The organism is Sphingomonas sp. AOB5 (assembly GCF_029433115.1).
Taxonomy (GTDB): domain Bacteria; phylum Pseudomonadota; class Alphaproteobacteria; order Sphingomonadales; family Sphingomonadaceae; genus Sphingomonas.
Window position 1 is genome coordinate 46,946 of the sequence record NZ_JARNTV010000018.1, and the last position, 25,553, is coordinate 72,498.

Annotated in this window: 23 protein-coding genes; 14 read left to right on the forward strand and 9 right to left on the reverse strand. The window is 65.6% G+C overall.

Features of this window, described 5'->3' with window-relative positions; genetic code table 11:
* The first annotated feature begins 4 nt into the window (after positions 1 to 4).
* A complete protein-coding gene (locus P1X14_RS10140) occupies positions 5 to 940 on the forward strand; it encodes a VOC family protein (RefSeq protein ID WP_277315238.1) in 936 nt (311 codons plus the stop codon).
* A gap of 39 nt (positions 941 to 979) precedes the next feature.
* On the opposite strand, the gene P1X14_RS10145 is transcribed toward P1X14_RS10140, so the two are convergent.
* On the reverse strand, positions 980 to 2,623 hold the full coding sequence (locus P1X14_RS10145) for an FAD-dependent monooxygenase (RefSeq protein WP_277315239.1): 1,644 nt from the start codon (positions 2,621 to 2,623) through the stop codon (positions 980 to 982).
* A gap of 134 nt (positions 2,624 to 2,757) precedes the next feature.
* Between P1X14_RS10145 and P1X14_RS10150 the strand changes: the two genes are divergently transcribed.
* The 5 genes from P1X14_RS10150 to P1X14_RS10170 all read left to right on the forward strand — a co-directional run bounded on the left by P1X14_RS10150 (position 2,758) and on the right by P1X14_RS10170 (position 7,356).
* Complete coding sequence (locus P1X14_RS10150) at positions 2,758 to 3,678, forward strand: LysR substrate-binding domain-containing protein (protein WP_277315240.1); 921 nt, start codon at positions 2,758 to 2,760, stop codon at positions 3,676 to 3,678.
* A gap of 126 nt (positions 3,679 to 3,804) precedes the next feature.
* Positions 3,805 to 4,179 carry an antibiotic biosynthesis monooxygenase family protein gene (locus tag P1X14_RS10155; RefSeq protein WP_277315241.1) on the forward strand — a complete coding sequence of 125 codons (375 nt, stop codon included), beginning with the start codon at positions 3,805 to 3,807 and terminating at the stop codon, positions 4,177 to 4,179.
* Positions 4,180 to 4,214: 35 nt separating this feature from the next.
* Positions 4,215 to 4,568 (forward strand): non-heme iron oxygenase ferredoxin subunit, encoded by a 354-nt coding sequence (locus tag P1X14_RS10160; RefSeq protein WP_277315242.1) that lies wholly within the window; start codon positions 4,215 to 4,217, stop codon positions 4,566 to 4,568.
* A gap of 43 nt (positions 4,569 to 4,611) precedes the next feature.
* Positions 4,612 to 5,973 (forward strand): aromatic ring-hydroxylating dioxygenase subunit alpha, encoded by a 1,362-nt coding sequence (locus P1X14_RS10165; RefSeq protein ID WP_277315243.1) that lies wholly within the window; start codon positions 4,612 to 4,614, stop codon positions 5,971 to 5,973.
* A 24-nt stretch (positions 5,974 to 5,997) separates the two neighbouring features.
* On the forward strand, positions 5,998 to 7,356 hold the full coding sequence (locus P1X14_RS10170) for an MFS transporter (protein ID WP_277315244.1): 1,359 nt from the start codon (positions 5,998 to 6,000) through the stop codon (positions 7,354 to 7,356).
* Here the strand turns inward: P1X14_RS10170 and P1X14_RS10175 are convergent.
* Positions 7,353 to 8,300: an AraC family transcriptional regulator gene (locus P1X14_RS10175; protein WP_277315245.1), complete on the reverse strand. Its 948-nt coding sequence runs from the start codon at positions 8,298 to 8,300 to the stop codon at positions 7,353 to 7,355. The genes P1X14_RS10170 and P1X14_RS10175 overlap by 4 nt on opposite strands.
* A gap of 218 nt (positions 8,301 to 8,518) precedes the next feature.
* Between P1X14_RS10175 and P1X14_RS10180 the strand changes: the two genes are divergently transcribed.
* The 3 genes from P1X14_RS10180 to P1X14_RS10190 all read left to right on the forward strand — a co-directional run bounded on the left by P1X14_RS10180 (position 8,519) and on the right by P1X14_RS10190 (position 13,088).
* Positions 8,519 to 9,721 carry an amidohydrolase family protein gene (locus tag P1X14_RS10180; RefSeq protein WP_277315246.1) on the forward strand — a complete coding sequence of 401 codons (1,203 nt, stop codon included), beginning with the start codon at positions 8,519 to 8,521 and terminating at the stop codon, positions 9,719 to 9,721.
* A gap of 227 nt (positions 9,722 to 9,948) precedes the next feature.
* Complete coding sequence (locus tag P1X14_RS10185; protein ID WP_277315247.1) at positions 9,949 to 12,633, forward strand: TonB-dependent receptor; 2,685 nt, start codon at positions 9,949 to 9,951, stop codon at positions 12,631 to 12,633.
* A 212-nt stretch (positions 12,634 to 12,845) separates the two neighbouring features.
* A complete protein-coding gene (locus tag P1X14_RS10190) occupies positions 12,846 to 13,088 on the forward strand; it encodes a hypothetical protein (protein ID WP_277315248.1) in 243 nt (80 codons plus the stop codon).
* Here the strand turns inward: P1X14_RS10190 and P1X14_RS10195 are convergent.
* Positions 13,075 to 14,070 carry a TAXI family TRAP transporter solute-binding subunit gene (locus tag P1X14_RS10195; protein WP_277315249.1) on the reverse strand — a complete coding sequence of 332 codons (996 nt, stop codon included), beginning with the start codon at positions 14,068 to 14,070 and terminating at the stop codon, positions 13,075 to 13,077. The two genes, P1X14_RS10190 and P1X14_RS10195, sit on opposite strands and share 14 nt — an antisense overlap.
* 143 nt (positions 14,071 to 14,213) lie before the next feature.
* On the opposite strand from P1X14_RS10195, the gene P1X14_RS10200 reads away from it, so the two are divergent.
* Positions 14,214 to 14,918 carry a dienelactone hydrolase family protein gene (locus P1X14_RS10200; RefSeq protein ID WP_277315250.1) on the forward strand — a complete coding sequence of 235 codons (705 nt, stop codon included), beginning with the start codon at positions 14,214 to 14,216 and terminating at the stop codon, positions 14,916 to 14,918.
* 2 nt (positions 14,919 to 14,920) lie between these two features.
* Positions 14,921 to 15,502, forward strand: a complete 582-nt coding sequence (locus P1X14_RS10205; protein WP_277315251.1) for a carboxymuconolactone decarboxylase family protein — start codon at positions 14,921 to 14,923, stop codon at positions 15,500 to 15,502.
* Between the two features lie 3 nt (positions 15,503 to 15,505).
* On the opposite strand, the gene P1X14_RS10210 is transcribed toward P1X14_RS10205, so the two are convergent.
* From P1X14_RS10210 to P1X14_RS10235, 6 genes are all read right to left on the reverse strand, one after another.
* Complete coding sequence (locus tag P1X14_RS10210; RefSeq protein ID WP_277315252.1) at positions 15,506 to 16,717, reverse strand: CoA transferase; 1,212 nt, start codon at positions 16,715 to 16,717, stop codon at positions 15,506 to 15,508.
* A 25-nt stretch (positions 16,718 to 16,742) separates the two neighbouring features.
* Positions 16,743 to 17,864, reverse strand: coding sequence for an AraC family ligand binding domain-containing protein (locus P1X14_RS10215; protein ID WP_277315253.1), 1,122 nt, complete (start codon positions 17,862 to 17,864; stop codon positions 16,743 to 16,745).
* Positions 17,865 to 18,024: 160 nt separating this feature from the next.
* Positions 18,025 to 18,585, reverse strand: coding sequence for a MarR family winged helix-turn-helix transcriptional regulator (locus tag P1X14_RS10220; RefSeq protein ID WP_277315254.1), 561 nt, complete (start codon positions 18,583 to 18,585; stop codon positions 18,025 to 18,027).
* Positions 18,586 to 18,632: 47 nt separating this feature from the next.
* Complete coding sequence (locus P1X14_RS10225) at positions 18,633 to 20,072, reverse strand: NAD-dependent succinate-semialdehyde dehydrogenase (protein WP_277315255.1); 1,440 nt, start codon at positions 20,070 to 20,072, stop codon at positions 18,633 to 18,635.
* A 2-nt stretch (positions 20,073 to 20,074) separates the two neighbouring features.
* Entirely contained in the window at positions 20,075 to 20,998 is a 924-nt protein-coding gene (gene dapA, locus P1X14_RS10230; RefSeq protein ID WP_277315256.1) for a 4-hydroxy-tetrahydrodipicolinate synthase, read from the reverse strand.
* 40 nt (positions 20,999 to 21,038) lie between these two features.
* On the reverse strand, positions 21,039 to 22,049 hold the full coding sequence (locus P1X14_RS10235) for an ornithine cyclodeaminase family protein (RefSeq protein ID WP_277315257.1): 1,011 nt from the start codon (positions 22,047 to 22,049) through the stop codon (positions 21,039 to 21,041).
* Positions 22,050 to 22,138: 89 nt separating this feature from the next.
* On the opposite strand from P1X14_RS10235, the gene P1X14_RS10240 reads away from it, so the two are divergent.
* The 3 genes from P1X14_RS10240 to P1X14_RS10250 are packed head-to-tail and all read left to right on the forward strand — an operon-like array spanning position 22,139 to position 25,456.
* Positions 22,139 to 23,398: an acyl-CoA dehydrogenase family protein gene (locus tag P1X14_RS10240; protein WP_277315258.1), complete on the forward strand. Its 1,260-nt coding sequence runs from the start codon at positions 22,139 to 22,141 to the stop codon at positions 23,396 to 23,398.
* Between the two features lie 14 nt (positions 23,399 to 23,412).
* Positions 23,413 to 24,444, forward strand: a complete 1,032-nt coding sequence (locus tag P1X14_RS10245; RefSeq protein WP_277315259.1) for a MaoC family dehydratase — start codon at positions 23,413 to 23,415, stop codon at positions 24,442 to 24,444.
* A 19-nt stretch (positions 24,445 to 24,463) separates the two neighbouring features.
* A complete protein-coding gene (locus P1X14_RS10250) occupies positions 24,464 to 25,456 on the forward strand; it encodes an aldolase/citrate lyase family protein (protein WP_277315260.1) in 993 nt (330 codons plus the stop codon).
* The last annotated feature ends 97 nt before the right edge of the window (positions 25,457 to 25,553 follow it).

Here is a 25,553-nt window from a genome sequence, read left to right on the forward strand (position 1 = left end):
CGCCATGGCGGTTCTTGGGTTGCTTTCGGTGACGCTGGAAGTTCCGGCGATCGGCCCCGGCGTGAAATTCTACACCGATGCGGGGCTGGTCGCTGAAATCGATGGCGATACCGCGCGCCTTCGCTGTGCCGGGCAGGAGCGGGAGTCGATCGCGCTGCTGGGCGGGGCACCCCGCAAGCGCCTGCATCACATCCGCCTGCGTGCGGAGGATCTGGCGGGAATCGCGCAGCGCGTGCCGGCCGCCGGCGGCGATCTGGCCGCGGCACCGCAAGGGTTCGAAGGCGACGGCCTGTGGGTGCGCGACCCGCACGGCACGCTGTTCCATCTTGTCGAACAGCCGGCCGATGCCGACCTTGCCGAAGGCGCCCGCTTCGAGATCAACCGCCCGGGCCACACGATCCGGAAGCGCCGTTCGGCGATCCTGCCATCGGCAGCCTATCCGCCCGTCGCGCCGCTTCGCCTCGGCCATGCCTTGTTGTTCAGTCCCGACGTGCCGGCGAGCGTCCGCTTCATGGTCGAGGGCCTCGGCATGGCGCTGGCCGACCATGCGCAGGACGTCATCGCCTTTTGCTGCGCGCGGCGGGACAGCGATCATCATGTCGTGGCGTTCGCCAAATCGCCGGACATCGGCTTTCACCATGCGAGCTTCCAGGTGAACGATCCCGACGAGGTCGGCCGGGCCGGGCGCGCGCTCACCGCCAAGGCAGGCAAGGGCGATTGGGGCGTGGGCCGCCATACGATCGGGTCGAACTTCTTCCACTACATCCAGGACCCGTGGGGATCGTGGTTCGAATATTATTCGGACATGGACTTCATCGACGACCACGCGCTGTGGACGCCGACCAACTATGCGATGGAAGACAGCCTGGCGAGCTGGGGACCGGCGGTGCCGCCAGACTTTGTCCATAATTACGAAGCCGATCCGGCGGCGGTGGCCTAGATGGATCGCGACCCGGTCAGCATCGGCGCATCGGCAGGGTCAGCTGCAGGGCTGGCCCGCCGTGATCGACGCGGGCTGGCCTCCGGCGACCATCAGCAGCAACTCCGATCCTGTCCAACAGTCGCCGCGCCAGGCGACATGCTGGTCCGGCCGGATCAGCGCCATGCGAGCGCCGTACAATCCGGCGAGGTCATGTTGCGTGACGTCGACCAGCTTGAGCGGGATGCCGGCTTCCGTGGCTTCGGCAATCGCGCGGTCCGCGCCTTTCGCATCGGCGTCGAGAATGAGGAGGGTGAAGCCCGGGCCGAACAGGTCGTAGAGCGATTCACCCGGCGCCAACCAGCGATGCGGCGCGACGCAGCCCGGCTGGGCGGAGGGTACGTAAATGGCGGGAAGCGGCTTCGCGGCGTGCCCGTCCTCGGAAGCGATCAGCGGCGAATCCACGTAGCAATAGCCGAGCACGACGCCGAGGCTCTTGAACTCGCGCTGCTTGATCGCCGCGATCCGCGCGCCGAGCCGCGCGCGTGCAGCCTCAGCTTCGGTGCCTTCATCCTCGAGGCCCGGCTCGTACAGGTCGCCGCTGAGCACGGCATGGTTGGCGACGGCTTCGTCGATCACCTGACGGTGGAGCGGCCGGCGCTCGGTCTCGTAGCTGTCGAGCAGGGCTTCGCCGCCCCAGCCGTCCAGCATCGCGGCGATCTTCCAGCCGAGATCCACCGAATCCGCCACGCCCATGTTCATGCCATAGCCGCCGAACGGGGGATGGAGGTGGCAGGCGTCGCCGATCAGGAAGGCGCGGCCCAGCCGGTAGCGATCGGCGATCAGCTCGCTCGCGACCCATTCGTCGGTGCTGAGCACTTCATAGGGCAGGTCGATCCCGGTTGCCTTGCGGATCAGGTCTGCGGCTTCCTCGCGGCTGAACCGGGCGTCCTGCGGCACGCCGGTCGGCATGAAGAACCACAGCTCACCGCGATCCATCGGGCCGATCAGGCTCGGCACATCGGCATTGACCTGCCAGTACATGATCCCGCGATCGAGCCGGTGGGCATCGGCGAGTCCGGGGGCGCGGAAGACGATATTGTAGTTGCGCGACAGGCCATAGCGGCCCTCCATTCGCGCGCCGATCTGCTCGCGAACCGTGCTGCGCGCGCCGTCGGCGCCGACCAGATAGTCGCTTTCCACGATGAAGCTCACGCCGCGCTCGCGATCGCGGACCCGGCTGCGCACGGTCTCGCCATCCTGCTCGAAACCTTCGAACTCGGCGTTGAACCGGATCTCGACCGCCGGCAACGTTTCCGCATGCCGCCGCAATACCTCTTCGAGCAGATATTGCGGAATCCACTGCGCATGCTCGGAATAAAGCGGGTCGGGCGCGGGATCGCAGTTGAAGGCGTTGCGGATCGTGGTGAGCGGATGCCCGCCCAGCCGCGTCGCGAAGATCACGTCGGACGGATAATCGATTCCGAACGGCGAGGCCTCGGCCAGCGCGCCGGCGATGCCCCAGCGACGCAGATGCTCGCGCGTCCGGCTATGGGTCGTCTTGGCGCGGGGCGCATAGCCGACCCGGTCGTTGCGCTCGACCACGATGCAGGGAATCGATCTCGAGCCCAACTCGATCGCGAGGGCAAGGCCGGCCGGGCCAGCGCCCACGATCAGCACCGGCGTGCGGCTCGTCGATTCCATGCAATCCTCTCCCCGTACGGCGTCGCTTCAGGCTCCGCCGTCGCGCGCCCTGCGGAGTCCCGCATTTCCTACGGGTGCCCGGCAATGCGGAGAGGATGGCAAGTTCGTCCCGGTGATAGTGAACTGGCATAGCGATGAAGCTGAACCAGATCCGCGACGTGCTGGCAGTCCATGAGCGGGGCAGTATCCGTGCCGCCGCGCGGCATATCGGCATCGCCCAGCCGGCGGTCTCACGCAGCATCCGCGAGCTGGAGCATGATCTGGGCGTCGCGCTGTTCGAGCGAAGCGCGCGCGGGATCACGCTTACGCCGATGGGGCATCTGTTCATGAAGCGCGCCTCGGCGGTGCATAATGAACTGCAACAGGCACGCGACGAGATCGACCAGCACCGCGGCCAGACCACCGGGCTGGTTCGGGTCGGCCTTTCGACCGTGGCGCATCTGTCGCTGTTGCCCGGCGCGCTGGACAGGTTCCGGGCGCGCTATCCCCGCGTGACGCTCAAGATCCAGGAAGGCCTGTTCCCCGCGCTGGAGGCGGCGCTGAAAGAAGGTGCGCTCGATTTTTATGCCGGGCCGCTGGCCGAGACGCCGGCGCCGCAGGAATTCGTGGTCGAGACGCTGTTCGAGAATATGAGGCGGGTATTCTGCCGCAAGGGGCACAAGCTGGCGGGGGCGACCTCGCTCGCTGCGCTGCGCGACGCCGAATGGATCTCGACGACCGTCACGTCCAATCAGGGCGCGGAACTGCTGCCCCTGTTCGAGGGGCTCGGGCTGGCACCGCCGATTATCGCGCTTCACGCTCCCTCGGCGCTGAGCATGGTGCTTGCGGCCGCGCACTCCGACCTTCTGGTCATGCTCCCGGAGCAATGGCTCGATTCCCCGCTCACTCGCGAACTGCTGGATTGCATCCCGGTGGTGGAGGCGCTGCCGGGCGCGCCGATCTGCATGCTGCACCGTGCCCGGCTGCCGCTGACGCCGGCCGCGGAATATCTGTCCGACATGCTGCGGCGGTCCGCATTGAACCGGCCGAACCTCCATCGCGGCGCCGGGGCATGAGGATGCCCGTAAGGTATCGCCGGGACGGTTTTGCCATCCTCAAGCATCCGCGCCGGTCCGGCTATCAGGCCGCAGCGATGGGCGTCCGGGCAACCGCCGGCAGCATCCGCAGATCGGGAGAGAATGATGCCGGGGCCGGAGATCCGCCAGGTCGACCGCAATGTGAGCTTCGTGGACCAGCTTGCGTCGGGCGCGGGGCCGGTGGTCCTGATCAACACCTTTCATGTCGAGCCCGGCACGGTGGAGCGGATGCTCGAATGCTACGCGCTGGACGCGGCGTTCATGCGCGCGCAGCCGGGATGTATTTCGGCGCAGCTGCATCGCGGCGTCGGCAACAGCAGCATGTTCGTCAACTATGCCGTCTGGGAATCTGCGGAAGCGCTGGATCGCGCCCGATCAAAGCCGGAGTTTCGTGCATTGGTCGACCTGTTCCCGGAGGGCATGATCGCCTCGCCCCTGCTGGTGGAAAAGGTGGCCGTGCCCGGAATATGCCTCGCATGATCGCGACGACCGCAGGGGGCGGAAACGGGTGAGCCATGACCGCACCGCTCGACTTCACGGCGCTGGCGACCGTCTCGCAGATCGGCGAAGGCGAGATGATCGCTGTCGATGCCGGTGGCCACGCGGTGCTGCTGGCCCGGGTCGATGGCGAATGGTTCGCCGCCAGCAATGTCTGCACACATCTTCGGGCGCGGCTCCATCTCGGCAGCCTGGCAGGGCATCGCCTGGCCTGCCCGCTGCATGGCGGCGCGTTCGACATCCGCACCGGTGCGCCGCTGTGCGAGCCGGTGCGGCGCGGCATCGAAATCTATCCGGTCCGGCTGAACGGCGATGCGATCGAAGTCGCGCTGCCCCGGGAAGCCAGCCCGGAACCGGGATTTGAATGGTGAGCGAGCCGCGAACGCGGGCGCTCGAAGCTAGAGGACGAATGAGATGAACGATCCAGTCGCACGCCAGAAGGTGCTTTATCCGGATGCGCCGAAGGGCTCGCTCGCGGTGAAGCGTCCGGAGGTGGACAATAGCGGGGTGTCGATCACCGGCGATCGCTATTACCGCAAGGACATTTTCGAGCAGGAATGGGATCGGATCTGGACGCGGACCTGGCACCTTGCCGGCCCGCTGTGCGACCTGAAGCAGCCGGGCGACTTCTTCACCTACGACTTCATGCATGAGAGCTTTCTCATCACGATGCTGGCCGACCGCTCGGTCCGCGCCTTCTACAATGTCTGTCCGCATCGCGGGAACCGACTGGTCTATACCGAACATGGTTCGATGGAGGCGTTCACCTGCCTCTACCACGCCTGGTCGTTCGCCAACGATGGCCGCCGCCTTTCGATCAAGGATCCGGAGAGCTTCGAGGGGGTCGATACCTCGCGCGCGGATTGCCTGAGCGCGGTCCGCTGCGAAGTGCATGCCGGGCTGGTCTGGATCAGCATGAACGAGGATGCGCTGCCGGTGAAGGAAGCGCTTGGGCTGCCCGAAGGGCTGCTGGAATCGTATCGCCTAGGCGAGATGGTCACGGTCAGCCGGCAGGTGCAGGAAGTCACCGGTAACTGGAAGCTGGCGCTCGAGAATGTGATCGAGGGCTATCATTTCGACGTGGTCCACGAGCCGTTCCGCATGCCCGAGTTCGTCAATCCGATGGGCATCCAGTACGATCTGCACGGCAATGGCGCGAGCGGCTGGTTCGCGCCGTTCGGTCAGCCGACCGCCAAGGGCGATCAGACGGTGCTGAACGATTCGCTCAAGGGCTTCCTTAAAAATGCCGGCGTCGATCCCGAGACCTTCACCGGGACGGCACTGGATGTCCGGCCGACCGTCCAGAAGCTCAAGCGCGATCATGCGATCGCGGCCGGCTTCGACGTCACCGGCTTCATCGACGAGCAGTTCACCGATGCCTGGGGCGTGAATGCCTTTCCCAACACGCTGCTCGCGATGAATTTCGAAGTGGTGCTGCTCCAGCGTTTGCAGCCGCATCCCAAGGATCCCGAGCGCTATTTCATGACGCCGATCGTGCTCTATCGTCCCGGTTCGGTGTCGGGCACCGGCCTGCCGCCCTATCTCAGCGTGCCGGGCATGGACCTAGACCCGCAGACGATCCCCGCGACGCGGCGCTATTCGATCGAGGACGGCTTCCAACTGGGGCCGCTGATCGAGCAGGATGTCGACATCATCGAGAAGACGATGCTCGGGGTGAAGTCGCGCGGGTTCAAGGGGCCGATCTGGGGCGAGCAGGAACAGCGCCTGCGGCACTTCCATGCCGAGTACGACCGGTACATGAATGGCGAAAAATGAGCCGGATGACGCGGGGAAGATGAGATGAGCACCAAACCGGCGGTCGACATCGTTAGGTTCCTCGAGGATCGGCGCTTCGGCTGGTGGCATGCGAAGATCATGCTTCTCTGCTTCCTGATGCTCCTCGTCGAGGGCATGGACTATAACGCGCTGGCAGTGGCCGCGCCGTCGCTCATCCGCGGCTGGCAGGTGTCGAAGAGCGAGATCGGCATCGCCTTTGCGGTCAGCAATCTTGCGGTGCTGGTCGGAACACTGGCGTTCAGCGCGCTCGGCGACCGGTTCGGCCGGCGGCTCGGCATCATCGTCGGCGTGCTGCTGTACAGCGTGCCCAGCCTCTGCACGGCGTTCGCGAGTTCGGTCGGCGAACTATACCTGCTGCGCTTCATCGCCGGACTCGGCATGGGCGGCGTGATGCCCAATGCGATCGCGCTGCTTACCGAGATCGCGCCAAAAGGCCTCAAGTCCCGTATCGTGATGATCCCGTTCATCGGGATCGGGCTGGGCGTGGCGGCGATCGGCGGGGTGGCTGCGGCCTTCATTCCGAAGTTCGGTTGGCCGGCGGTGTTCCTGATTCCCGGCGTATCGGGGCTGATCGTCTGTGTGGCGCTGGTGCTGTGGCTGCCGGAATCGATCCGCTATCTGACCGTGGCCAAGCCGGACTCGCCCCAACTCGACAAGGCATTGCGGGCATTGGATCCGAGCCTCGACGCGAGCTCGGTCGCCTCCGGTCCGGGCAACCATGCTCCCGCCGCGCGGCCGGGCCTCGGTATCCTGCTCCGCCGCGAGAACGGGCTGATGAACCTGCTGCTGTGGCTGTGCTTCGCGTTCGAATATCTGACCTTCATCATCCTCGCGAGCTGGCTGCCCCTGATCCTCGAAACGGCAGGGCTGTCGCCGACCGAAGCCTCGCTCACCTTCGCCTATGTCGGGCTGGCCAATCTCGGCACCCAGCTGCTGATCGCGATGTTCCTCGATCGCTATCATTTCGGGGCGATGCTCGTCGCGACGCTCGTCACCATGGCCTGCTTTATCGGCTTCGGCATGCCGGGACTGGACAAGACCAGCCTGATGGCGATCACCGTGCTGCTGGTTGCGGCTTCCGGCGCGACGCACAGCGCGCTGAACGGGCTGGTCGGCAATGTCTATCCGACCAACATCCGCGCCACCGCGGTCGGCATCGCATCGGGCTTCGGCCGTGCCGCCTTCATCGGCGGGCCGGTGCTCGGCGGCTATCTGCTGGCGCAGGCCTTGCCCTTCCAGACGCTGACGCTGCTGATCATGGGGCCGTATCTTCCGGTCGCGCTGATCTGCCTGCTGCTCGCCCGGCTCTATACCGGCAAGGTCGCGGAGGCGCGGGCGCTCGATCGCGAGGCTTCGGCCTAGCCGTTCTGCGCGCGGCGATATTCGCGGGGCGTCAGCTGGAACTGGCGCTTGAATGCCTGGGCGAACGCAGTGTCCGAACGGTAGCCGGCCTCTTCGGCGATGGTCGAGACCGGCTTGCCGGTGGTCGCCAGCTGGCTCGACGCCAGATGCAGCCGCCAGTCGGTGAGATAGTCGCCCGGCGACTTGCCGACGAGGATGTGGAACTTCTTGGCGAACACCGCGCGTGACATCGTCGCGATCTCGGCCAGTCCTGCGACCGTCCAGTGGTGCTGGGGCCGCTCATGGATGGCAGTCACTGCGCGGGCGATGCGCGGATCGGACAGGCTGCGCAGCCAGCCGGACGTCTGCTCGGGCTGGAGCCTGAGGTGCGCGCGGATGATGCTGATGAACACCAGCTCGGCCAGTCGCTCGGCCGTGGCGACATAGCCGGGGCCCGGCGCGACTTCCTCGCTTTCGAGGAACTCCCTGGCCGATTGCATGGTGGCGAGGAGATGGCTGTCGCTGTTGCTCAGGTAGATATAGGGCGGCAGCGCGGCGAGCAGGGGGTTCCGCTTCGTATCGCCAAAGCCGAACACCGCGCTGATCGCGCGTGTCGCCGGTCCGTCGCCATCGCCATAGGCCAGCCGTCGCGGCGCCGTCAGCTTGACCGAATTGGACCAGGGCAAGGGCGGGAAGGCCGTTTCCCACGCGATCGGCTCCACCTCGGGATCGGACGCGATCGAATAGGACTGCCCATGCAGCGCAAGGATCAGATCGCCTTCCTGCATCCGGATCGGCGCCATCCCGTCAAAGGTAAGCCAGCACGCGCTGCCGACGATCGACAGGAAGAAGGGTTCGGCGAAGCCGGGCTTGGTGACGAAGCCCCAGGGCGCCCGAAAGTCGCAGATGTGCCAACCGCTCGCCTTCAGGCGAACCGTCGCCAGCACGTTGCTGAGCAGGTCCATCCGGTGCTCCATCCTCTCCGTGTATCCGCATAGCCGGGTTCGGCCGGTCCGACGAGCGCCCGGTGGCCCCGGCCGGATGCAATCGAGACGATCGCTTGGGAATCTCAGACGGTCTCGCGTTGCCGCGCCGAGCAGCCGGTCCGTATCGTCAGCCTGCGATTAACGCGCCTCCGCCCTGCATCGAAGGGCGGTGCGCATCTTTCAGGAGAGGGTTTCCGATGCGGAACGGGTACAAGGCAATCGACGTCGATCTTCACATCATGGAGCCGCTCGACCTGTGGGAAAAGCGGTTGCCGGAGCCGTACCGCTCCGCCACCCGCTACCACGCGCCGGGCGGTGTCGAGATGCACGGCAATTACGAGCTTGGCGTCGGCGACCAGAAATGGATCGTGAAGAGCCCGATCATCTCGGGCCAGGCCAAGCGGCGTTGGGCCGATCCGGCGGCGAAGCATCTGCTTGACTTCAACCGCCACCCGACACCGGAGCTGATGCTGGAAGGCATGGCCGCCGAAGGGCTGGACGTGGCGGCGATCATTCCGTCGATGACCTTCCAGCTCACCTCCGCCGACAATGCTGACCCCAAGCACATCCTGGCGATCTGCCGCGCCTATAACGACTGGATCGCCGAATTCTGCTCGCAGCATCGCGACCGGCTGCGCTTCTGGGCATGGGTGCCGCGCCACGATGCCGAGCTGGCGGCCGAGGAAGCCAATCGCTGCGTTAAGGAGCTTGGCGCCGACGGCGTTGCGATGACGCTGGGCGCGGTCGGCGGGCGGCTGCTGACCGACCCGCATTTCGAACAGCTCTGGACCGAGACGGAGAATCTGGGCGTTCCGTTCGGCCTCCATGTCTGGGGCGCCAACGCAACCCTCGCCGACGATACCGGCCGCCGTTACTGGAAGCAGCCTTCCGGCTTCGGCATCGGCAGCATCTTCTCGGGCATCCTCCAGGGCATGAGCAGCGTGCCCGAGCTGATCTACAGCGGTGTGCTGGAGCGCCATCCAGGCCTGCGCGTCCTCACCATGGAAACCGGCAATACCTGGCTGATCTACCTGCTCGATCGCATGGACGAGAAGTGGGAAAAATATGAGCAAGAGATCGGCGAGACCTATGGCGTCAAGCTGTCCATGCCGCCGAGCGAGTATTTCAAGCGGCAATGCTATGTGACGTGCGAGGGCGAGGAGAAGGGCCTCAATTACCTGCTCGACATGGGGCTGGCCGACAATCTCACCTTCAGCACCGATTATCCGCACCATGATTCGCCCTGGCCGCTCGCGACCCAGAACTTCCTCGATCAGGAACTGGGTGACGAAGCGAACCGCAAGATCCTGTGGGAGAATTCGCTCGACCTGTTCAAGTGGCGCGATCTGCCCGACGGCACCTGCGCCGATGCCGGGCAGGCGAGCGAGAAAGCCGCCTGACCGACGCCGATTGCGGGCCGGCCCGACAGGAGCCGGCCGGCCCGCCGCTACCGGATCGCTATGCCGATCCAGCATCGTCCGAACGCTTTTGCCATACTGAAGCGAGCGCGGCCGTGGACTAATCAGTGCTGGTAATAATGCAGCTGGCGGCGTGTGGTGTCTCACCTTTCGACCTCCGGCGCGAAAACTGGTCCGCGCGGCAAAGCGCGGCTATTGGGAGGGGAAGAATGCGAAACTCATTTCTCGGTGTGAGCGCCGCCGCGATGCTGGCCGGACTGCTCAGCGCGGCCGGTGCCACGCCCGCTTTCGCGCAGGATGCGCAGGCCAAGGACGAGCAGGACGGGATTCCCGAAATCGTCGTCACCGCGCAGAAGCGCGAGGAAAGCCTGCAGGACGTCCCGCTGGCGGTCACCAGCCTCTCCGAAGAGTCGCTGAAATCGCGCGGGGTTTCCGGCGCCGAGGATCTGCGGACTCAGGTTCCCAACCTGTCCTTCTCGCGCACGACCGTGGACAATTTCAACGTCCAGATCCGCGGCATCGGCACGCCGCTGGTCGATCCGTCGGCGGATTCGGCCGTGGGCATCCACGTCAACAACGTGCCGCTCACGACGAGCCGGATCGGCGATACCGATTTCTTCGATGTCGAGCGCGTGGAGGTGCTTCGCGGTCCCCAGGGCACGCTCTATGGCCGCAACGCCACCGCGGGCGTCGTCAACGTCATCACCGCCAAGCCGAAGCGCGACTTCTCCGCCTCGCTGACCGCCGGGATGGGCAATTACGGCGAGATGAAGTTCACCGGCTATGTGAATGCGCCGCTCGGCAACATGTTCTCGCTCCGTGCCGCCGGCTACTATCTCAGCCGCGAAGGCTATTCGCAGAACACCTTCACCGGCAACGATGCCGATGATCGCAAGCTGTGGGCGACCCGCCTGACGCTCGGCTTCGAGCCGGCGAGTGGCTTCCGTTCCTACCTGATGTGGGAGCATTTCTACGAGAATGACCGCCGCCAGTCTTCGTCGCGGCTGGCCTGCACGCCGGACCCCGGCCCGGCGACTGTGGGTGGCGTGGCGACCAATCCGGTGACGCGCGGCCTGCTGAGCCAGGGCTGTCTGCCGGGTTCGCTCTATTCGCCGGCGGCGCTTGGCGCCCCCAATACGCTGGGCACGATCGAGGGAATCATCGGTCTGCTGACCGGAACGATCAACAACAACTTCAACGCCGGCGTGTCGCAATCGACCGACTATCGGCAGTTCGCCTCGGCGATCGATCCGAAGTATCGCGCGCGCAACGATCTCGTCGAACTGAACCTCGAATGGGACGTGGCGCCGGGCCTGCAATTCAGCTCGCTGACTTCCTATTCGGAGGATCACAGCTATCGCCGCGCGGCGGTGCCGACGCACATTCCGACCAACCGCTTCAATACCACGGCGCTGACGCCGGGCGGGGTGCTCAGCGATCCGCAACTGGGGTCGATCACTTTCCCGCAGAGCTTCCAGATCATCAAGAACGACACCACGCAATGGACGCAGGAACTGCGGCTCCAGTCCGATTTCGATGGCCCGATCAACTTCAACGTCGGCGGCATCTATATCGACTATGAGACCGAAGCGGACTTCTACCTTGTCACGTCGTCGTTCAACCTGCTGTCGCGGGTGCAGAATCTCGGCGGCGCGGGCATCTATATCGATCCCAATCCGGAGCCGGACGGCACCGGCCATAATTACCTGCGCAACTATCGGCCCTATCATCTCGAGGCCAAGGCCGCGTTCGGCGAACTCTATTACCGTCCGGTGGAAACGCTCACCCTGACGCTGGGCCTGCGCTACACCGACGATCTCAAGCGTGGCACCGACTATCCGTCGATGCTGTTGCAGCCCGGACGCGGACTGGTGGCTGGCGCGCAGCTGGAGGCGCAGTTCCAGGAAGTCACCGGCCGCTTCAACATCGACTGGAAGCCGGACCTCGGCTTCACGGACTCGAGCATGTTCTATCTGTCGGCCTCACGCGGTTACAAGGGTGGCGGGTTCAACCAGCCGGCCGCGGCGGCGCTGGTCAACGTGCCGGCGACCTATCGGCCGGAGTTCGTCAACGCCCTCGAAGGCGGGATGAAGAACACGCTGTTCGACGGCCGTCTGGTCTTCAACGCCACGGCCTTTTATTACGACTATAAGGGCTTCCAGATCTCGAAGTTCGCGAACCTGATCCCGGTCAACGAGAATGTCGATGCGAGCGTCTATGGCGCCGAGATCGAGACGATTATCCAGCCGGTCCGCAATCTTCGCCTGAACGCGACCCTTGGCCTGCTGCATTCCGAGATCGGCAACAGCAGCTCGATCGATCTGCTCAACCGGACGCAAGGGGATCCGACCCTCACGCTGGTCAAGAGCACGCAGGCCAATTGCGTGATATCCACCACCAGCGCGGCGGCGATCCTGACCGCGATCAACGCCGGCACGCTGCCTGCCAGCGCACTGGTCGGGGTTTGCGGCGGCGCGCTGGCCGGGTCATTCGGCGCGGTGCCAACGGCGGGCCGCGCCGCCAATCTGAAGGGCAACGAACTGCCGAACGCGCCGAAATGGACGCTGTCGGTCGGCGCGCAGTACCGGCTGGATATCAGCACCAGCTGGAGTGCGACGTTGCGCGGCGATTATTACCAGCAGGGCCGCAGCTTCAACCGGATCTACAATTCGCCGGTGGACCTGGTCAAAGGCTGGCGGAACCTGAACCTGTCGCTGCGGGTCGCGCATGAGCCGAGCCAGTTCGACGTGAACTTCTACATCCGCAACGTCACCGACGAGCAGGCGATCCTGTCCGGCCCGGCCGCGGGCCTGAACGACATCAACGGCTTGGGCACGTCGCTGTTCGTGAACGCGCCGCGTACCTATGGCATGAGCCTGACCAAGCGCTTCTGAGGCAGGCGGCGCCGCGCCGCTCTCCGCGCCGCCGTCCGCTTTGCGAAAGGCCCGCCGGGATCCGGCGGGCCTTTTCATATGCGTGCGGTCGGAGTGCATGGCGGTGCAGGTTCAGACGATCGCGCTGGAATACGAGACGTACCCGCGTTGCCGCCTGTCCGTCGCCGTCCCTAGGCTCTGGCTTCGCAACGGGGTTTTAACGGGGAGAGGAAATGAACCATCACGCAGCCACAAGTGACCGCAGCCCCGCATGGAGCGCGGATCGGCCCCGATCTTCCACTACGATCGATGCGGTGATCCACGCCTATCAGCAACTGATCGGCCATGGCGTGGGCGAGGCATGGGCGCTCGAGGCCGCGCGCCGCGTCTTCGGCTATCACGAGCCGCACCTCTCGATCCAAACCGCGAGAGCCATTGTCGGCGAGATCGTGGCGCGCGGCGTCAGACCGGCATAGCGTCTGCCGCGAGCACGCTGAGTTCGGCATAATGACGTGCCGCCCCGGGGTGCAGCGGGATCGGGCTCCGGGCCATGGCGGCCGGATCGAGCGGCCAGGTTAGTGGGCTGCGCTCGGGCGGGATATGGCGATACTGCGCCTCGATGAGATGGCGCGTCTCGGTGAGGCACCAAGTCAGGAGATGCGCGACATCCTCGGCCATGTCGTCTCGGACGACCGCGACGAAGTCTGCGAAATCGAGCGTGGTAACCGGCTGCGGCTGGCCCTCGATATAATCCGCCGGGAGGACCGCCGAAGGCCAGCGATGGTCCCGCGCCAGCGCCGCAAGCGCATCCGCCGGGACATCGAGGAAGCGCAGATCGAGGTCCTTCACCCCGCTCCGCCACCATGGCCCCATGATCGCTTCCTGCACCACGGCATCGGCTTCGCCCCGCCGCACCGCATCGAGGCAGGCCGAGGGGTGGAGATATTCGACATAGCGCCCGCCCCAGCTTTCGAGCGTGTCGCGCGCGAGGCCCACGGCTTCGAGCAGATGCTGCCCGGCCCAGCCGAGCAGATTGTCGCCATCGTCGGGCGCGACCGCGATCCGCAGCGGCGGCCTTGCGTCGATGATCTCGGCGAAGCTCGCAAAGCCATGTTCTCCCCGCAACGCGAACGCCATCACATCGCGCTGCGGCAGCACGGCGAGCGCGCGCAGCCCCGGATGGGATTCGCCGGCAAAGGCGCCTTCGCCGGTGAGCGCGCCGGTCAGCAGGCTCGCCGGGGTCATGATGGCAAGGTCCACCAGACCATTGCTGACCGCGCGCACATTCCCGCGGCCACCCGCGCCGGTCCAGATCGCGGTCCGGCTGTGCGGGCCGGCGCGTTCGCAGAAACCGCTCGTCAGCCAGCCGAGAATGCGGTGGAAATTGGCGAGGCCCCAATCGCCCTGCATGTGAAGCGTGACCGATCGATCGATCCGAGGTCCATCCGGTCCCTGCATGCCACGCCTCCCGCTTGGATTGTCAGCGCTTGAAGCCGGTGCTGGCTGGCGGCGCATTCATTGACATTAACTTGTCTATATGACATGTACTTGTCAATAATTTGACCGGCGCAACAGCGCATGTTCGAGGGAGGAATGCGCGGATGGGCGAGCTTCGGAAGATCGCGGAAGGCGGTGAGGCATTCTCGGCCTATCGGGCGGATCCTGCAGACTCGCCCGCAGGGGGCGGGGTGCTGGTCATCCAGGAAATTTTCGGCCTGACGCCGTTCGTGACCGGCGTCGTCGATGACTTTGCCGGTCGCGGCTACAGCGCGTCTGCGCCCGACCTGTTCTGGCGCGCGGCACCCAATATCGTGCTGAACCCGGGCAGCGAAGACGATCGCACTCGAGCGATGCAGCTCAACGCCGGGCTGGACGAGGCGCTGGCGATCATCGATTGCGATGCGGCGGTCCGCGAGCTCCGGTCCGGCCCTGGCGGCGCGGCGAAGGTCGGTGCGGTCGGCTACTGCCTTGGCGGACGGCTCGCCTACCTTCTCGCCGCGCGGACGGATATCGATGCGGCGGTCGGCTATTACGGCGTGGCGATTGATGCGCGGCTCGACGAAGCGGTGAATATCCGCGCGCCGCTGATGCTGCATATTGCGGGTGAGGACCATCTGTGCCCGCCGGAGGTGCAGCGCGTGATCGTCGATACGCTGCGCGAGCGCGCGCCCTCGGCTGTGGTCCATATTTACGAAGGTGCGGGCCATGGCTTCGCGCGCGTCGGCAGCCCGGCTTATAATGCGGAAGCTGCCGAACTCGCCAATCGCCGTACCGCCGAGTTTCTCGCGAAGCATCTCGCGGCTTGAAAATGGCAGCCGATTCTTTGCCGCCAACCGGCGCGATCCCGCGCCTCGATTTCTGGGACCTCGAGCCGCGCCTGGCGGAAGCGCTGAGGCCGCGGGTCGAGCGGCTCGGCTATCTCGGCGAGTTCTTCCGCTGTGCTGGCCACCAGCCCGATGCCCTTCGCGCCTTTGTCGACTTCACCGAGGCGGCCAAGGCCGGCTTGCCGAAGAAGCTGGTCGAAGTGATCGCCCTGACCGCGGCCGGATGGATGGGCAATGACTATGAGCGCAACCAGCATGAGCGTTTCGCGGTGCGGCAGGGCTTTGCGCGTACATGGGTCGCGGACGTCAACCGGCTCGATCCGGACGCTGCCTTCCTGCTGTCCGAAGAGGAACGGCTGGTGCAGCGCTTCACGCTGTCGGCACTGGAATCGAAAGGCAAGGCGGCCGGGCCGTTGCTTGCCGAGCTGAGCGCAGCGCTGGGGCATTATCAGGCCATCGCAGTGCTGATGATACTCGGGCGCTATGTCGTGCACGCCATCTTCGTGAACACGCTCGAACTCGCACCTCCGGTGCCGTCGATCTTCGAGGACGGCTTTACCGGCTGAGGTTCAGTTGCCGGGAGCGCCGATCACGCCGCTCGCAAGCATCTGCGCGATCCGCGAGGAATCGAGTCCGATCATCTCCCGCAGCAGCTCGACACTATGCTCGCCCACGCGCGGTGGGGCTGTGCAGCCCCGCGTTTCGCCTTCGGAGAATTTGATCGGGTTGCCCGGCACTTCGACACTCCCGCCGCCGGGCAGGGGCACCGACAGGCGCATGCCGCGCGCAAGAGCCTGCGGATCGGCGAATGCACCGGCGAGGTCGTTGACCGGCGCCGCGGGAATACGGTGGCGTGCAAGCAGTTCCAGCCAATGCTCGCAGCTTTGGGTCAGGAACGCCTCCTGAAGCCGCTCCTCGATAAAGGCGCGTTCGGCGAGCCTTCCCGGCTGGGTCGCGAATCGCTCCTGGCGAAGCGCATCGTCGCCGATCACCTCGACCAGGCTGTGCCAGAACCCGTCGCTGATCACCGCGACGATCAGGTGCCGGGTGCGGGTGCGGAAGCTGTTGTACGGCACGTGGATCGCATGCGCATTTCCGCTGCGCGGCGTTTCATTGCCCGACATCAGGAACATGGTGCCGATATAGCTGAGCAGCGACAGCTGGCAGTCGAGCATCGAGATGTCGATATGCCGCCCCCGGCCGGTGGCATGGCGTGCCTCGATCGCGCCGAGGATGCCGATCGTGGCAAAGAGGCCCGCGCCCAGGTCGCCGATCGGGATGCCTGCGCGCACGGGATCGCCTTCCGGGAATCCGGTCAGCGACATCCCGCCGCCCATCGCTTGTGCGACCAGATCGAACGAGGGCCGACGGGCGTCGGGTCCGGTCTCGCCAAAGCCCGAGATGGTACAGGTGATGATCCGCGGATTGATGCGTTCGAGCGCGTCGTGGCCGATGCCGAGCCGCTCGGCCACCCCGACCCCGAAGTTCGACACCACCACATCGGCCTGCTCGACCATTGCATGGAGGAGCCGTTGGCCCTCGTCCTGTTTCAGGTCGAGCGCGACGCTCTTCTTGTTGCGGCACAAGGTGAGGAAATAGGCACCCATCCCGTCGCGCGAATATTCAGGGGAATGTTCCAGCAGGCGCCGGGTCGCTTCCCCCCGGCCGGGCGGCTCGATCTTGATGACCCGCGCGCCCATGTCGGCGAGCAGCATCGTCGCATAGGGGCCGGCGAGCACATGGGTCAGGTCGAGGACCGTGATGTTGCCGAGCGCGGTCACCGGTTGTGCGCTCCGTCCGTTCCGATCATCCCGCGACCGCTTCCCGGTTCGTGGAGAAGCCGACATTCGCGCCCAGCAGGACCGGTTCGTGCTTCATGTCCTCCTGCCACAGGAGCGATTCCATCAGGATGTTGAGCGGCTGGTCCTGCACCGTCAGCTCATGGACATGCTCGCCATAGGAAGCGTGGTTGTGCACCGTCCAGCCCGGTGCCGAGAGCATCAGGTCGCCTGCCTTCCACTCATAGACATTGCCCGCGACCGAGCTGCGGCCGGAGCCATGGAAATAATAGTTGATCGCCGCCGAGGCGTGGCGATGCGGCCGGTCGACGATGTTCGGCGGGCGGATCGTCATGGTGGCGAAGAAGCAGGGCGTCGTGCCGTTGGTGCGGCCGGTCATCGGATTGTAGAGAAGGTAGAGCCGCCGCCCGACATAGTCCGCGCCGAGCGCCGAGAGCTTGTCGAGCTCGGCCTTCACCTGCTGCCACGGCCAGTAGAGGATCGGCGAGACTACCGGGGGCGGCGCGATGACCTGCTCGTACGGCATCAGCAGCGCGCCGTCCGAGCCGATCGGCAGGGTCCCGAACGGGCTGGTGCGGCGCGGATCGCTGTCCGCGGTGTCCTTGCCGGCGGCCACGGCGAGAGCGGGGGCGGGGTCATCCTCCGCGAGATAGATCTGCATGAACTTGAGCAGCGGCGCGTTGGAATAGGTCAGGCAGACCTGGAGATCCTCGCCGTCATTCTCGCGCCAATAGGTCGTGTAAGAGGGAGTGTTCCAGACGTCATATTGCGCGAACGGAATGTGCTTGCCGCCGGTGTGCGACACGCCCTGACCGCGGATGCAGAAATTCACTTCGGTGGCGTTGTGGCGGAACGCGCGCGTCCGCTCGCCCGGCTTGAGCACGGTGAGCAGGACCTGGATCGACGGGGCGAGGCCGGGCGCGCGTGGGTCGGCCGAGGAATGGACGATCAGCGAGTGCCGGCGGCCGTCTTCAGGCGCGGGCAGCGCCGCGAGGCGATCGACCTCGGCATCGATTTCCTCCTTGGTGATTATGACCGGAGTCCAGGGATGATTCTGGTGCGGCTCCGCTTCGATATGGTCCTCGAAACGGGCGGATGCCCCGGCAAATTCTTTCCTGAGACCGGCCAATTCCACTCTCCAAACTGGAATGCGCGAAACGGCATGCTCGCGCGAATAATAGTAGAGAGCTGACCATTAGAGATCGAATGATTTAACGTCAATCGTGCGGAGCGGTGGATCGGGCGGATCGGCGATATGCTGAAAAAAACGGTTGGGTCGCGGCCCTGCGTCAGGGCTTGTCGGTCCAGTAGCGCTGGACCGAGATGTTGATCGATTGCAGCAGCTTGCGCAGCGTTTCGACCTCGGCGCGCGTCAGGTCGCGCAAGGCGATCTCGTTGACCTGCAGCGCGAAGGGCTGGATCTCTTCCTTCAGCGCCTTGCCCGCGGGGGTGAGGTAGATGTTGATCTTGCGGCGATCCTCGACGTTGCGCTTGCGCTGGATCAGTCCGCGCCGTTCGAGATTGTCCATCGCCGCCACAGTGGTCGGCTGGGTGAGGCCCAATTCGTGGCTCAACTCCTTCTGGGTCTTGCCGTCCTGCTCCCACAACAGCCGCAGGAAATACCACATGCTGGAGGACAGCTTATGCTCGGCAAGCTTGTCCTCGAGCACGTCGGTGAGCGCGCGGAAGGTGCGGCGAATGAGATAGCCCATGCTGACGTCGAGCGGCATGGGATCGGCATCGGACGGCTGGTTCTTCCCGGGTTTCGCGCCTGCCGTCGTCATCGATGCTCCCGGCCCGCTTTCGAGCGCTTGATCGCCCGATCCATCGAGCCGGAACAATTCATGCACGAATTACCGGGACGGTTCAAACCTTCGGCAAGCCGGCAGCTGGCAGCCTAGAGTCCGGCGATGCACAGATATTTCAGCTCCAGATAGTCCTCGATGCCGTATTTCGAGCCTTCGCGGCCGACACCCGATTCCTTGATCCCGCCAAAGGGCGCGACTTCGGTGGAGATGATGCCGGTATTGGCGCCGACCATGCCGGTCTCCAGCGCCTCGCCGACCCGGAAGATCCGCCCGACGTCGCGCGTATAGAAATAGCTGGCGAGGCCGAATGGCGTGTCATTCGCCAGCGCGATCGCTTCGGCTTCGGTCGAGAAGCGCGTGATCGGCGCGATCGGCCCGAATGTCTCCTCGCGCGAGACGAGCATCTGCGCGTCGATGCCGGTGAGTACCGTCGGCTGATAGAAATTGCCGCCCAGCGCATGGCGGGCGCCGCCCGTAACCACCGTCGCACCGTGCGCCAGCGCATCCGCGACATGAGCTTCCACCTTGGCAAGCGCGTTCGCGTCGATCAGCGGACCCTGCTGGCTGCCCTCGGTCACGCCCGGCGCGACGGTCATCGCGGACACGCGCTCGGCAAGCCTTTCGACGAAGCGATCATGGATGCCGTCCTGCACCAGCAGGCGATTGGCGCAGACGCAGGTCTGGCCGGTGTTGCGGAACTTGGAAGCCATCGCACCATCGACCGCAGCATCGACATCGGCATCGTCGAACACGATGAAAGGCGCGTTGCCGCCGAGTTCCAGCGACAGCTTCTTCATGGTCGGTGCGCATTGTACCATCAGCGCCTTGCCGATCTCGGTCGATCCGGTGAAGCTCAACTTGCGGACGACCGGATTGGCGCACATCTCTCCGGCAACCGCACTTGGCGAACCGGTCACCACGCTGAACACGCCGGCAGGTACGCCTGCCTTCGTGGCTAGTGCCGCCAGCGCCAGCGCAGTGAACGGCGTCTTGCTCGCGGGCTTCAGCACCAGCGTGCATCCCGCCGCAAGCGCGGGCGCCACCTTGCGCGTCACCATCGCGGCGGGGAAATTCCACGGCGTGATCGCCGCGACGACACCGACCGGCTGGCGCAGGACGAGGAGCCGGCGGTCCGGCAGATTGGCGGGAATGACGTCGCCATAGACGCGCTTTCCCTCTTCGGCGAACCAGTCGATGAACGCCGCAGCATAGTCGATTTCGGCGCGCGCCTCGGCCAGCGGCTTGCCCTGCTCGCTGGTGAGCAGACGGGCCAGTTCTTCGCGGCTGGCGAGGATCAGTTCGAACCAGCGGCGCAGGATACGTCCGCGTTCGCCGGCGGTGAGCGCACGCCATGCCGGCAGCGCGGCTTCGGCTGCCGCGATCGCCCGCGCGGTTTCCGCTGCGCCCATTTGCGGCACGGTTCCGACCGGCTCGCCGCTGGCCGGATCGTGAACCGTGATGGTCGCGCCATTATCGGCCTCGGCCCAGGCGCCGCCGATGAACGCGGCCTCTCGCAACAGATCGCCCATGTTCAGGCGGCCGCGGCGACGGGCTGGAGGAAATCGCACGAGGCGAGCACGGTGTCGCAGCGGCGCTCGACCTCCTCGGTCGCGGGCGCCATCGGCAGGCGATGATGGTTGCCGGGCAGGATGCCGAGCTTCTTCGCCATATATTTGATCGCGATCGGATTGGTGTCGAAAAACACCGCATCGTTGAGCGAGGCCAGCGCGAAATGGCTGCGCCGTGCGGCAGCGAGATCGCCCGCCGCCACTTCCTCGTAGAGCCGCGCGATCGCTGCGGGGGCGATATTGCTCACCGCGTTGATCATGCCGCACGCGCCGATCGCCATCATCGGGAAGCTCAGATCCTCCAGCCCCACGAAGATGCGGAAATCGGGTCCGAAGCGCTTCAGCGCCTCGGTGACCAGCCCCATGTCGTGGGCGGCATGCTTCATTCCGACGAAGGTCGGGGTCGTCGCGGCAATGCCCTCCAGCGTCGCGAGATCGACGGTGACCGCCGCGCGGCCGGGAATATGGTACATCAGCAGCGGCAGATCGGTCCGGCGGCCGAGATCCTCATAATAGGCGACCATGCCGCGCTTCGGCGGCTTCACATAATAGGGCGTGACGATCAGCAGCGCATCCGCGCCGGCACGCGCGGCATGTTCGGTGAGCATCACCGTTTCCGCATGGCTCTGCGATCCGGTTGCGGCGACCACGGGCACGCGTCCGGCGGCGGCCGAGATCGCCGCCGAAACCAACTCGTTGCGCTCGGTCAGGGTAAGCGTGCTCGGTTCGCCCGAGGTGCCGTTCACGACGATACCATGGCTGCCTTCGCGGATCTGGTGATCGACGAGGCGCTCATAGGTGGCGAAGTCCACATCGCCATTTTCGAGAAACGGCGTGATCACCGGCGGATAAGAGCCACGGAGAAAATCGGGGGCGAGGTCGATCACGATACCAGTCCTTCTTCAGATGATGGGGTGGGGCTGTGGCTCAGGCCGGCAGCCGCATCGGAATTTTGCCGAGCCGTGGCGGCACTTTCTCAGGGTCCGCAATCGCGTTGCCGACGCCGCTATCCCGCGCACGCCGCAGAATCTCGGCGCCGATCGCGAGATCGGAAATGCCCATGCCCAGCGCCTTGAAGACGGTGAGATCGGCATCGGCGGGGCGTGACCGGGCGGACGCGACGATCTCGCTGATCGGCCGGATTTGCCCGGCCTGCGCCGGATCGCAGTCGATGAAGCGGATGATCTCGCGCGACAGCCGCGTGGCCGTCGCGGGGTCGTCGGCGACCAGCAGCGATGCGCGCGATAGGATGTCGCCGGTGAATTCCTCGCGCTCGGGCGTGACTGCGCCGATCGCATTGATATGGGCGCCGGTCCCGGCCATCGCGGACGTGAAGAACGGCTCCTGCGCGCGCGTCGCCAGCGTCACGATCGATGCGCCGTTCGCGGCCCTCGCGGCATCGCCCGTCTCGCAGATCGCAAAGTCATAGCCGAGGCCGGCCGCAGCGGCGGCGAGGCGCTGGCGCCGACCCTCGTCGCGGCCCCAGATCCGTACTTCGGTTAGCCCTGGGCGGACGGCGGCAACCGCGGCGATCTGCGGCAGCGCCTGCTTGCCGGTGCCGAATATCGTGAAGACCTCGGCCTTCTCGTCGGACAGCCAGCGGGTGGCGACGCCCGACATGCTCGCGGTGCGCATCTGCCCCAGCGCAAATGCTTCGATCACCGCAAGCAGGCGCCCGGTCTGTGCCGACCACAGGATCAGCAACGGCGTCGCACCGCCGGCCGTATGCGCCCAGGTCTTGGTGCCGACCAGATCGTCCTGCTCCAGCAAGCCGCCGACCGCGTGCAGCGTATGGCTGCCTTCCCAGACGAGATGCGCCTTGTTCATGTTCACCGCATCGCCCGCCGCCTGCGCCGCAAGCCCGCGCTCCAGCGCCGGAATCGCTTCGGACAGGCTGAGCAGTCCGACGACATCCGCTTCGGTGATCCACAGGCTCATTCGGCATCCACCCGGTTCGACGCCGGCTTGCTTGTGCCGGCAACTTCTGATTGATAGTTAGAGATCGAAGTGTAAGAGGTCAATGTGAAATGCCGCTGCGTCCGATGCGACGCGGCTGGCCGGAACGACCACAGGGAGCTGCGCTGCGCGACATGAAGCTGGACGATCTTGCCTTGCCGGATGGCGCTTCGGCGCGCGGCTACATGACAGAGGAGCGGCTGATGATTCAGGAAGCCGCGCGCCGCTTCACCGAGAAGGAAGTGACGCCGGTCGCCAACCGGCTCGATCCGGAACGCGGCGATATTCCGGAGTCGCTGCGCGAAAAGATGGCGGAGATGGGCTATTTCGGGATCATGATACCCGAGGCCTATGGCGGCCTCGGCCTTGGCCGCTTCGAATATTGCCTGATCGCCGAGGAACTGGCGCGCGGCTGGATGAGCGTCGCCAGCCTGATCGCGCGGGGCAACGGCCTGGCGGGCGCACACACGATGAGCGAGGCGCAGAAGGCCCATTATCTGCCGCGGGTCGCATCCGGCGACTTTCTCGGCGCGCTCGCCATGTCGGAGGCGAATGCCGGCTCGGACATCGCCAACATCACCTGCCGCGCGGAGCGGACCGGCGACGGCTGGGTAATCAATGGCGCCAAATACTGGTGCACCTTCGCGGATGGCGCCGATTATATTCTGGTCGTCGCCCGCACCGATCCGAATGCGGTCCGCCATAAGGGGCTGAGCAGCTTCCTTCTGACCAAACCAAGGGGGCAGTTGCCCGAAGGTGTGAAGGGCAGCCCGATCCCGAAGATCGGCTATTTCGGCTGGAAGACCTGGGAGCTGGCGTTCGACGGTTGCCATGTCCCCGAGGATGCGCTGATCGGCGAGGCGGGGCAGGGCTTCTACATCGTCAGCAAGTGGCTCGAATCCGCGCGGGTGCAGACCGCGGCGCGGTCGATCGGCTGCGCCGCGGCTGCGTTCGACGAGGCACTCCGCTACGCCCAGCAGCGCGTCCAGTTCGGCCGGCCGATCGGCGAGTTCCAGGCGATCCGCTTCAAGCTCGCGCACATGGCGACCGAGATCCAGGCCGCGCGGCAGCTGATGTACTTCGTCTGCACCGAACTCGATTCCGGGCGGCGCAGCGACAGCGAAGCGGCGATGGCCAAATATTACGCGGCGGAGATGGCGGAGCGCGTGACCAGCGAAGCGATGCAGATCCTCGGCGGCGCGGGATACACGACCCACTTCCCGGTCGAGCGCTATTGGCGCGACGCCCGCCTGACCAAGATCTTCGAGGGCACATCCGAGATCCAGCTGAAGATCATTTCCGATCAGCTGCTGGGCAAGGTCGCCTCGTGACGGCGATGCGCGGAATGGACGGCAATTTCTTCGAGGATCTGACGCTCGGCCGGACGTTCGATCACGGTACGCCGCGCACCATCGGCGAGGCGGAGGCGTCGCTTCACATCGCGCTGACCGGCGCGCGTCAGCCGTTGCATTCGTCTCGGTATCTGGCGCAGGCGATGGGGCTGGCGGATCGGCCGATCGACGATGTGCTGCTGTTCAATATCGCGTTCGGCAAGACCGTTCCCGACCTGTCGCTCAATGCCGTGGCGAACCTCGGCTATGCCGATGTCCGCTTCCTCGCGCCGGTGTTTCCGGGCGACACGATCCGCGCCCGCTCGCAGGTTATCGGCCGCCGAGAGACGTCCGGCGGCAAGGCGGGCATCGTCTATGTCCGGTCCGAAGCATATAATCAGGATGGGACCTGCGTCCTCAGCTATGTGCGCTGGGTGTTGGTGAACAAGGCGCGCGCCGATGTCAGCGATCCCGCAAAGGAGGTGCCGGCGCTTCCCGCTTCGGTCGAAGCCGACCGGCTTCACGTCCCTACGCTGCATGGCGCGCGGCGGTCCTTGCAGGATGCGACCGGCTCCAACCGGTTCTGGTCCGATTACGCGGTAGGCGATCGCATCGATCATCCCAGCGGGATGACGATCGATGCCAGCGATCACACGCTGGCGACCAAACTCTATCAGAATTCGGCGAAGGTCCATTTCGACGCGCTGGCGATGCGCGCCACGCCATCGGGCGAGCGGCTGGTGTATGGCGGGCACGTCATCTCGGTCTGCCGTGCGCTATCCTATGACGGGCTGGAGAATATCGTCTCGATCGCCGCGATCAACGGCGGCAGCCATGTCGCACCCACCCATGCGGGCGACACGCTCTACTGCGCGACCGAAGTGATCGACCGCATTCGGCTGCCGTCGACGCCGGAGCTTGCCGCGCTCCGCCTGCGGCTGTGGGGACTGAAGGACCTGCCGCCGCGGGAAGTCCCCGCCGGTGCGCTGCCCGGCCACCCGGCCGTGGTCCTCGACCTCGATTACACCGTTCTCATCCCTGCCTGACCCTTGAAAGGATAGTTGCGTGGTTTCGACGCTCCACCCCCGTGACGCATTGTTCGATGGCGAGCGGGCGCCGCCCGCCATCCCCGCATGCGAGCATTTCGCCGGCAGCGCGAAACTGATCGAGAAGGCGTTCGCGCTGCAGGCGCAACTCGCCGAGCCGTTCGACATCACCTGCGATTGCGAGGATGGCGCCGCGGCGGGACAGGAAGAGGCGCATGCCCGGATGGTCGCCCGGCTCATCGCTTCCCCGGCGAACGTGAAGGGCATGGCGGGGGTGCGAATCCACGATCCGTCGCATCCGCATTGCCTGGCGGACATCGACATCATCCTCGAAGGCGCCGGCGAGCGGTTGGCCTATGTCACTATCCCCAAGGCAACATCGGCGGCGCAGGTCGCGACCGTCGTCGCTCATCTGAACAGCCGGGCGCAGTCGCTGGGGATTGGCCGGAGCATCCCCGTCCATGTGCTCATCGAGACCCATGGTGCGCTGGCGGAAGTCTGGCAGATCGCCGCTTTGCCCAATCTCCAGGTACTCGATTTCGGCCTGATGGATTTCGTCAGCGCGCATCACGGCGCGATCCCGGCATCGGCAATGCGCAGCCCCGGCCAGTTCGAGCATCGCCTGCTTGTCCGGGCGAAGAGCGAAGTTGTAGCCGCCGCGCTCGCCAACGGGCTGGTCCCCGCGCACAATGTCTGCCTCGATCTTCGCGATACCGATCGCATCGGGGACGATGCGCGACGGGCGCGGTACGAGTTCGGCTTCCTGCGGATGTGGAGCATCTATCCCGCGCAGATTCAGCCGATCGTCGAAGCGATGCGCGCCGATTTCGACGAGATCGAGGCGGCATCGCGGATCCTGCTCGCGGCTCAGGCTGCAAGCTGGGGACCCATCCAGGACGAGGGTGAACTGCATGACCGCGCGACGTACCGGTATTTCTGGAACCTGCTCGAGCGCGCCGAAGCCACCGGCGCCGCTATTCCGCAAGCGGCGCGGGACGCGTTCTTTGCCTGAAGATCACGATGCTGGAGGACCCCCATGAAGACTCGCGCCGCCGTCGCATTCGAAGCCAAGAAGCCGCTGGAGATCGTCGAACTCGACCTTGAGGGTC

Bases quoted from the DNA above. Each gene is read 5' to 3' on its own strand.
- P1X14_RS10185 (WP_277315247.1), top strand. From the start codon at position 9,949: ATGCGAAACTCATTTCTCGGTGTGAGCGCCGCCGCGATGCTGGCCGGA.
- P1X14_RS10175 (WP_277315245.1), bottom strand. From the start codon at position 8,300: ATGGACCTGCTCAGCAACGTGCTGGCGACGGTTCGCCTGAAGGCGAGC.
- P1X14_RS10190 (WP_277315248.1), top strand. From the start codon at position 12,846: ATGAACCATCACGCAGCCACAAGTGACCGCAGCCCCGCATGGAGCGCG.
- P1X14_RS10245 (WP_277315259.1), top strand. From the start codon at position 23,413: ATGGACGGCAATTTCTTCGAGGATCTGACGCTCGGCCGGACGTTCGAT.
- P1X14_RS10180 (WP_277315246.1), top strand. From the start codon at position 8,519: ATGCGGAACGGGTACAAGGCAATCGACGTCGATCTTCACATCATGGAG.
- P1X14_RS10150 (WP_277315240.1), top strand. From the start codon at position 2,758: ATGAAGCTGAACCAGATCCGCGACGTGCTGGCAGTCCATGAGCGGGGC.
- P1X14_RS10240 (WP_277315258.1), top strand. From the start codon at position 22,139: ATGCCGCTGCGTCCGATGCGACGCGGCTGGCCGGAACGACCACAGGGA.
- P1X14_RS10225 (WP_277315255.1), bottom strand. From the start codon at position 20,072: ATGGGCGATCTGTTGCGAGAGGCCGCGTTCATCGGCGGCGCCTGGGCC.
- P1X14_RS10140 (WP_277315238.1), top strand. From the start codon at position 5: ATGGCGGTTCTTGGGTTGCTTTCGGTGACGCTGGAAGTTCCGGCGATC.
- P1X14_RS10200 (WP_277315250.1), top strand. From the start codon at position 14,214: ATGGGCGAGCTTCGGAAGATCGCGGAAGGCGGTGAGGCATTCTCGGCC.
- P1X14_RS10145 (WP_277315239.1), bottom strand. From the start codon at position 2,623: ATGGAATCGACGAGCCGCACGCCGGTGCTGATCGTGGGCGCTGGCCCG.
- P1X14_RS10170 (WP_277315244.1), top strand. From the start codon at position 5,998: ATGAGCACCAAACCGGCGGTCGACATCGTTAGGTTCCTCGAGGATCGG.
- P1X14_RS10160 (WP_277315242.1), top strand. From the start codon at position 4,215: ATGACCGCACCGCTCGACTTCACGGCGCTGGCGACCGTCTCGCAGATC.
- P1X14_RS10165 (WP_277315243.1), top strand. From the start codon at position 4,612: ATGAACGATCCAGTCGCACGCCAGAAGGTGCTTTATCCGGATGCGCCG.
- P1X14_RS10205 (WP_277315251.1), top strand. From the start codon at position 14,921: ATGGCAGCCGATTCTTTGCCGCCAACCGGCGCGATCCCGCGCCTCGAT.
- P1X14_RS10155 (WP_277315241.1), top strand. From the start codon at position 3,805: ATGCCGGGGCCGGAGATCCGCCAGGTCGACCGCAATGTGAGCTTCGTG.
- P1X14_RS10235 (WP_277315257.1), bottom strand. From the start codon at position 22,049: ATGAGCCTGTGGATCACCGAAGCGGATGTCGTCGGACTGCTCAGCCTG.
- P1X14_RS10195 (WP_277315249.1), bottom strand. From the start codon at position 14,070: ATGCAGGGACCGGATGGACCTCGGATCGATCGATCGGTCACGCTTCAC.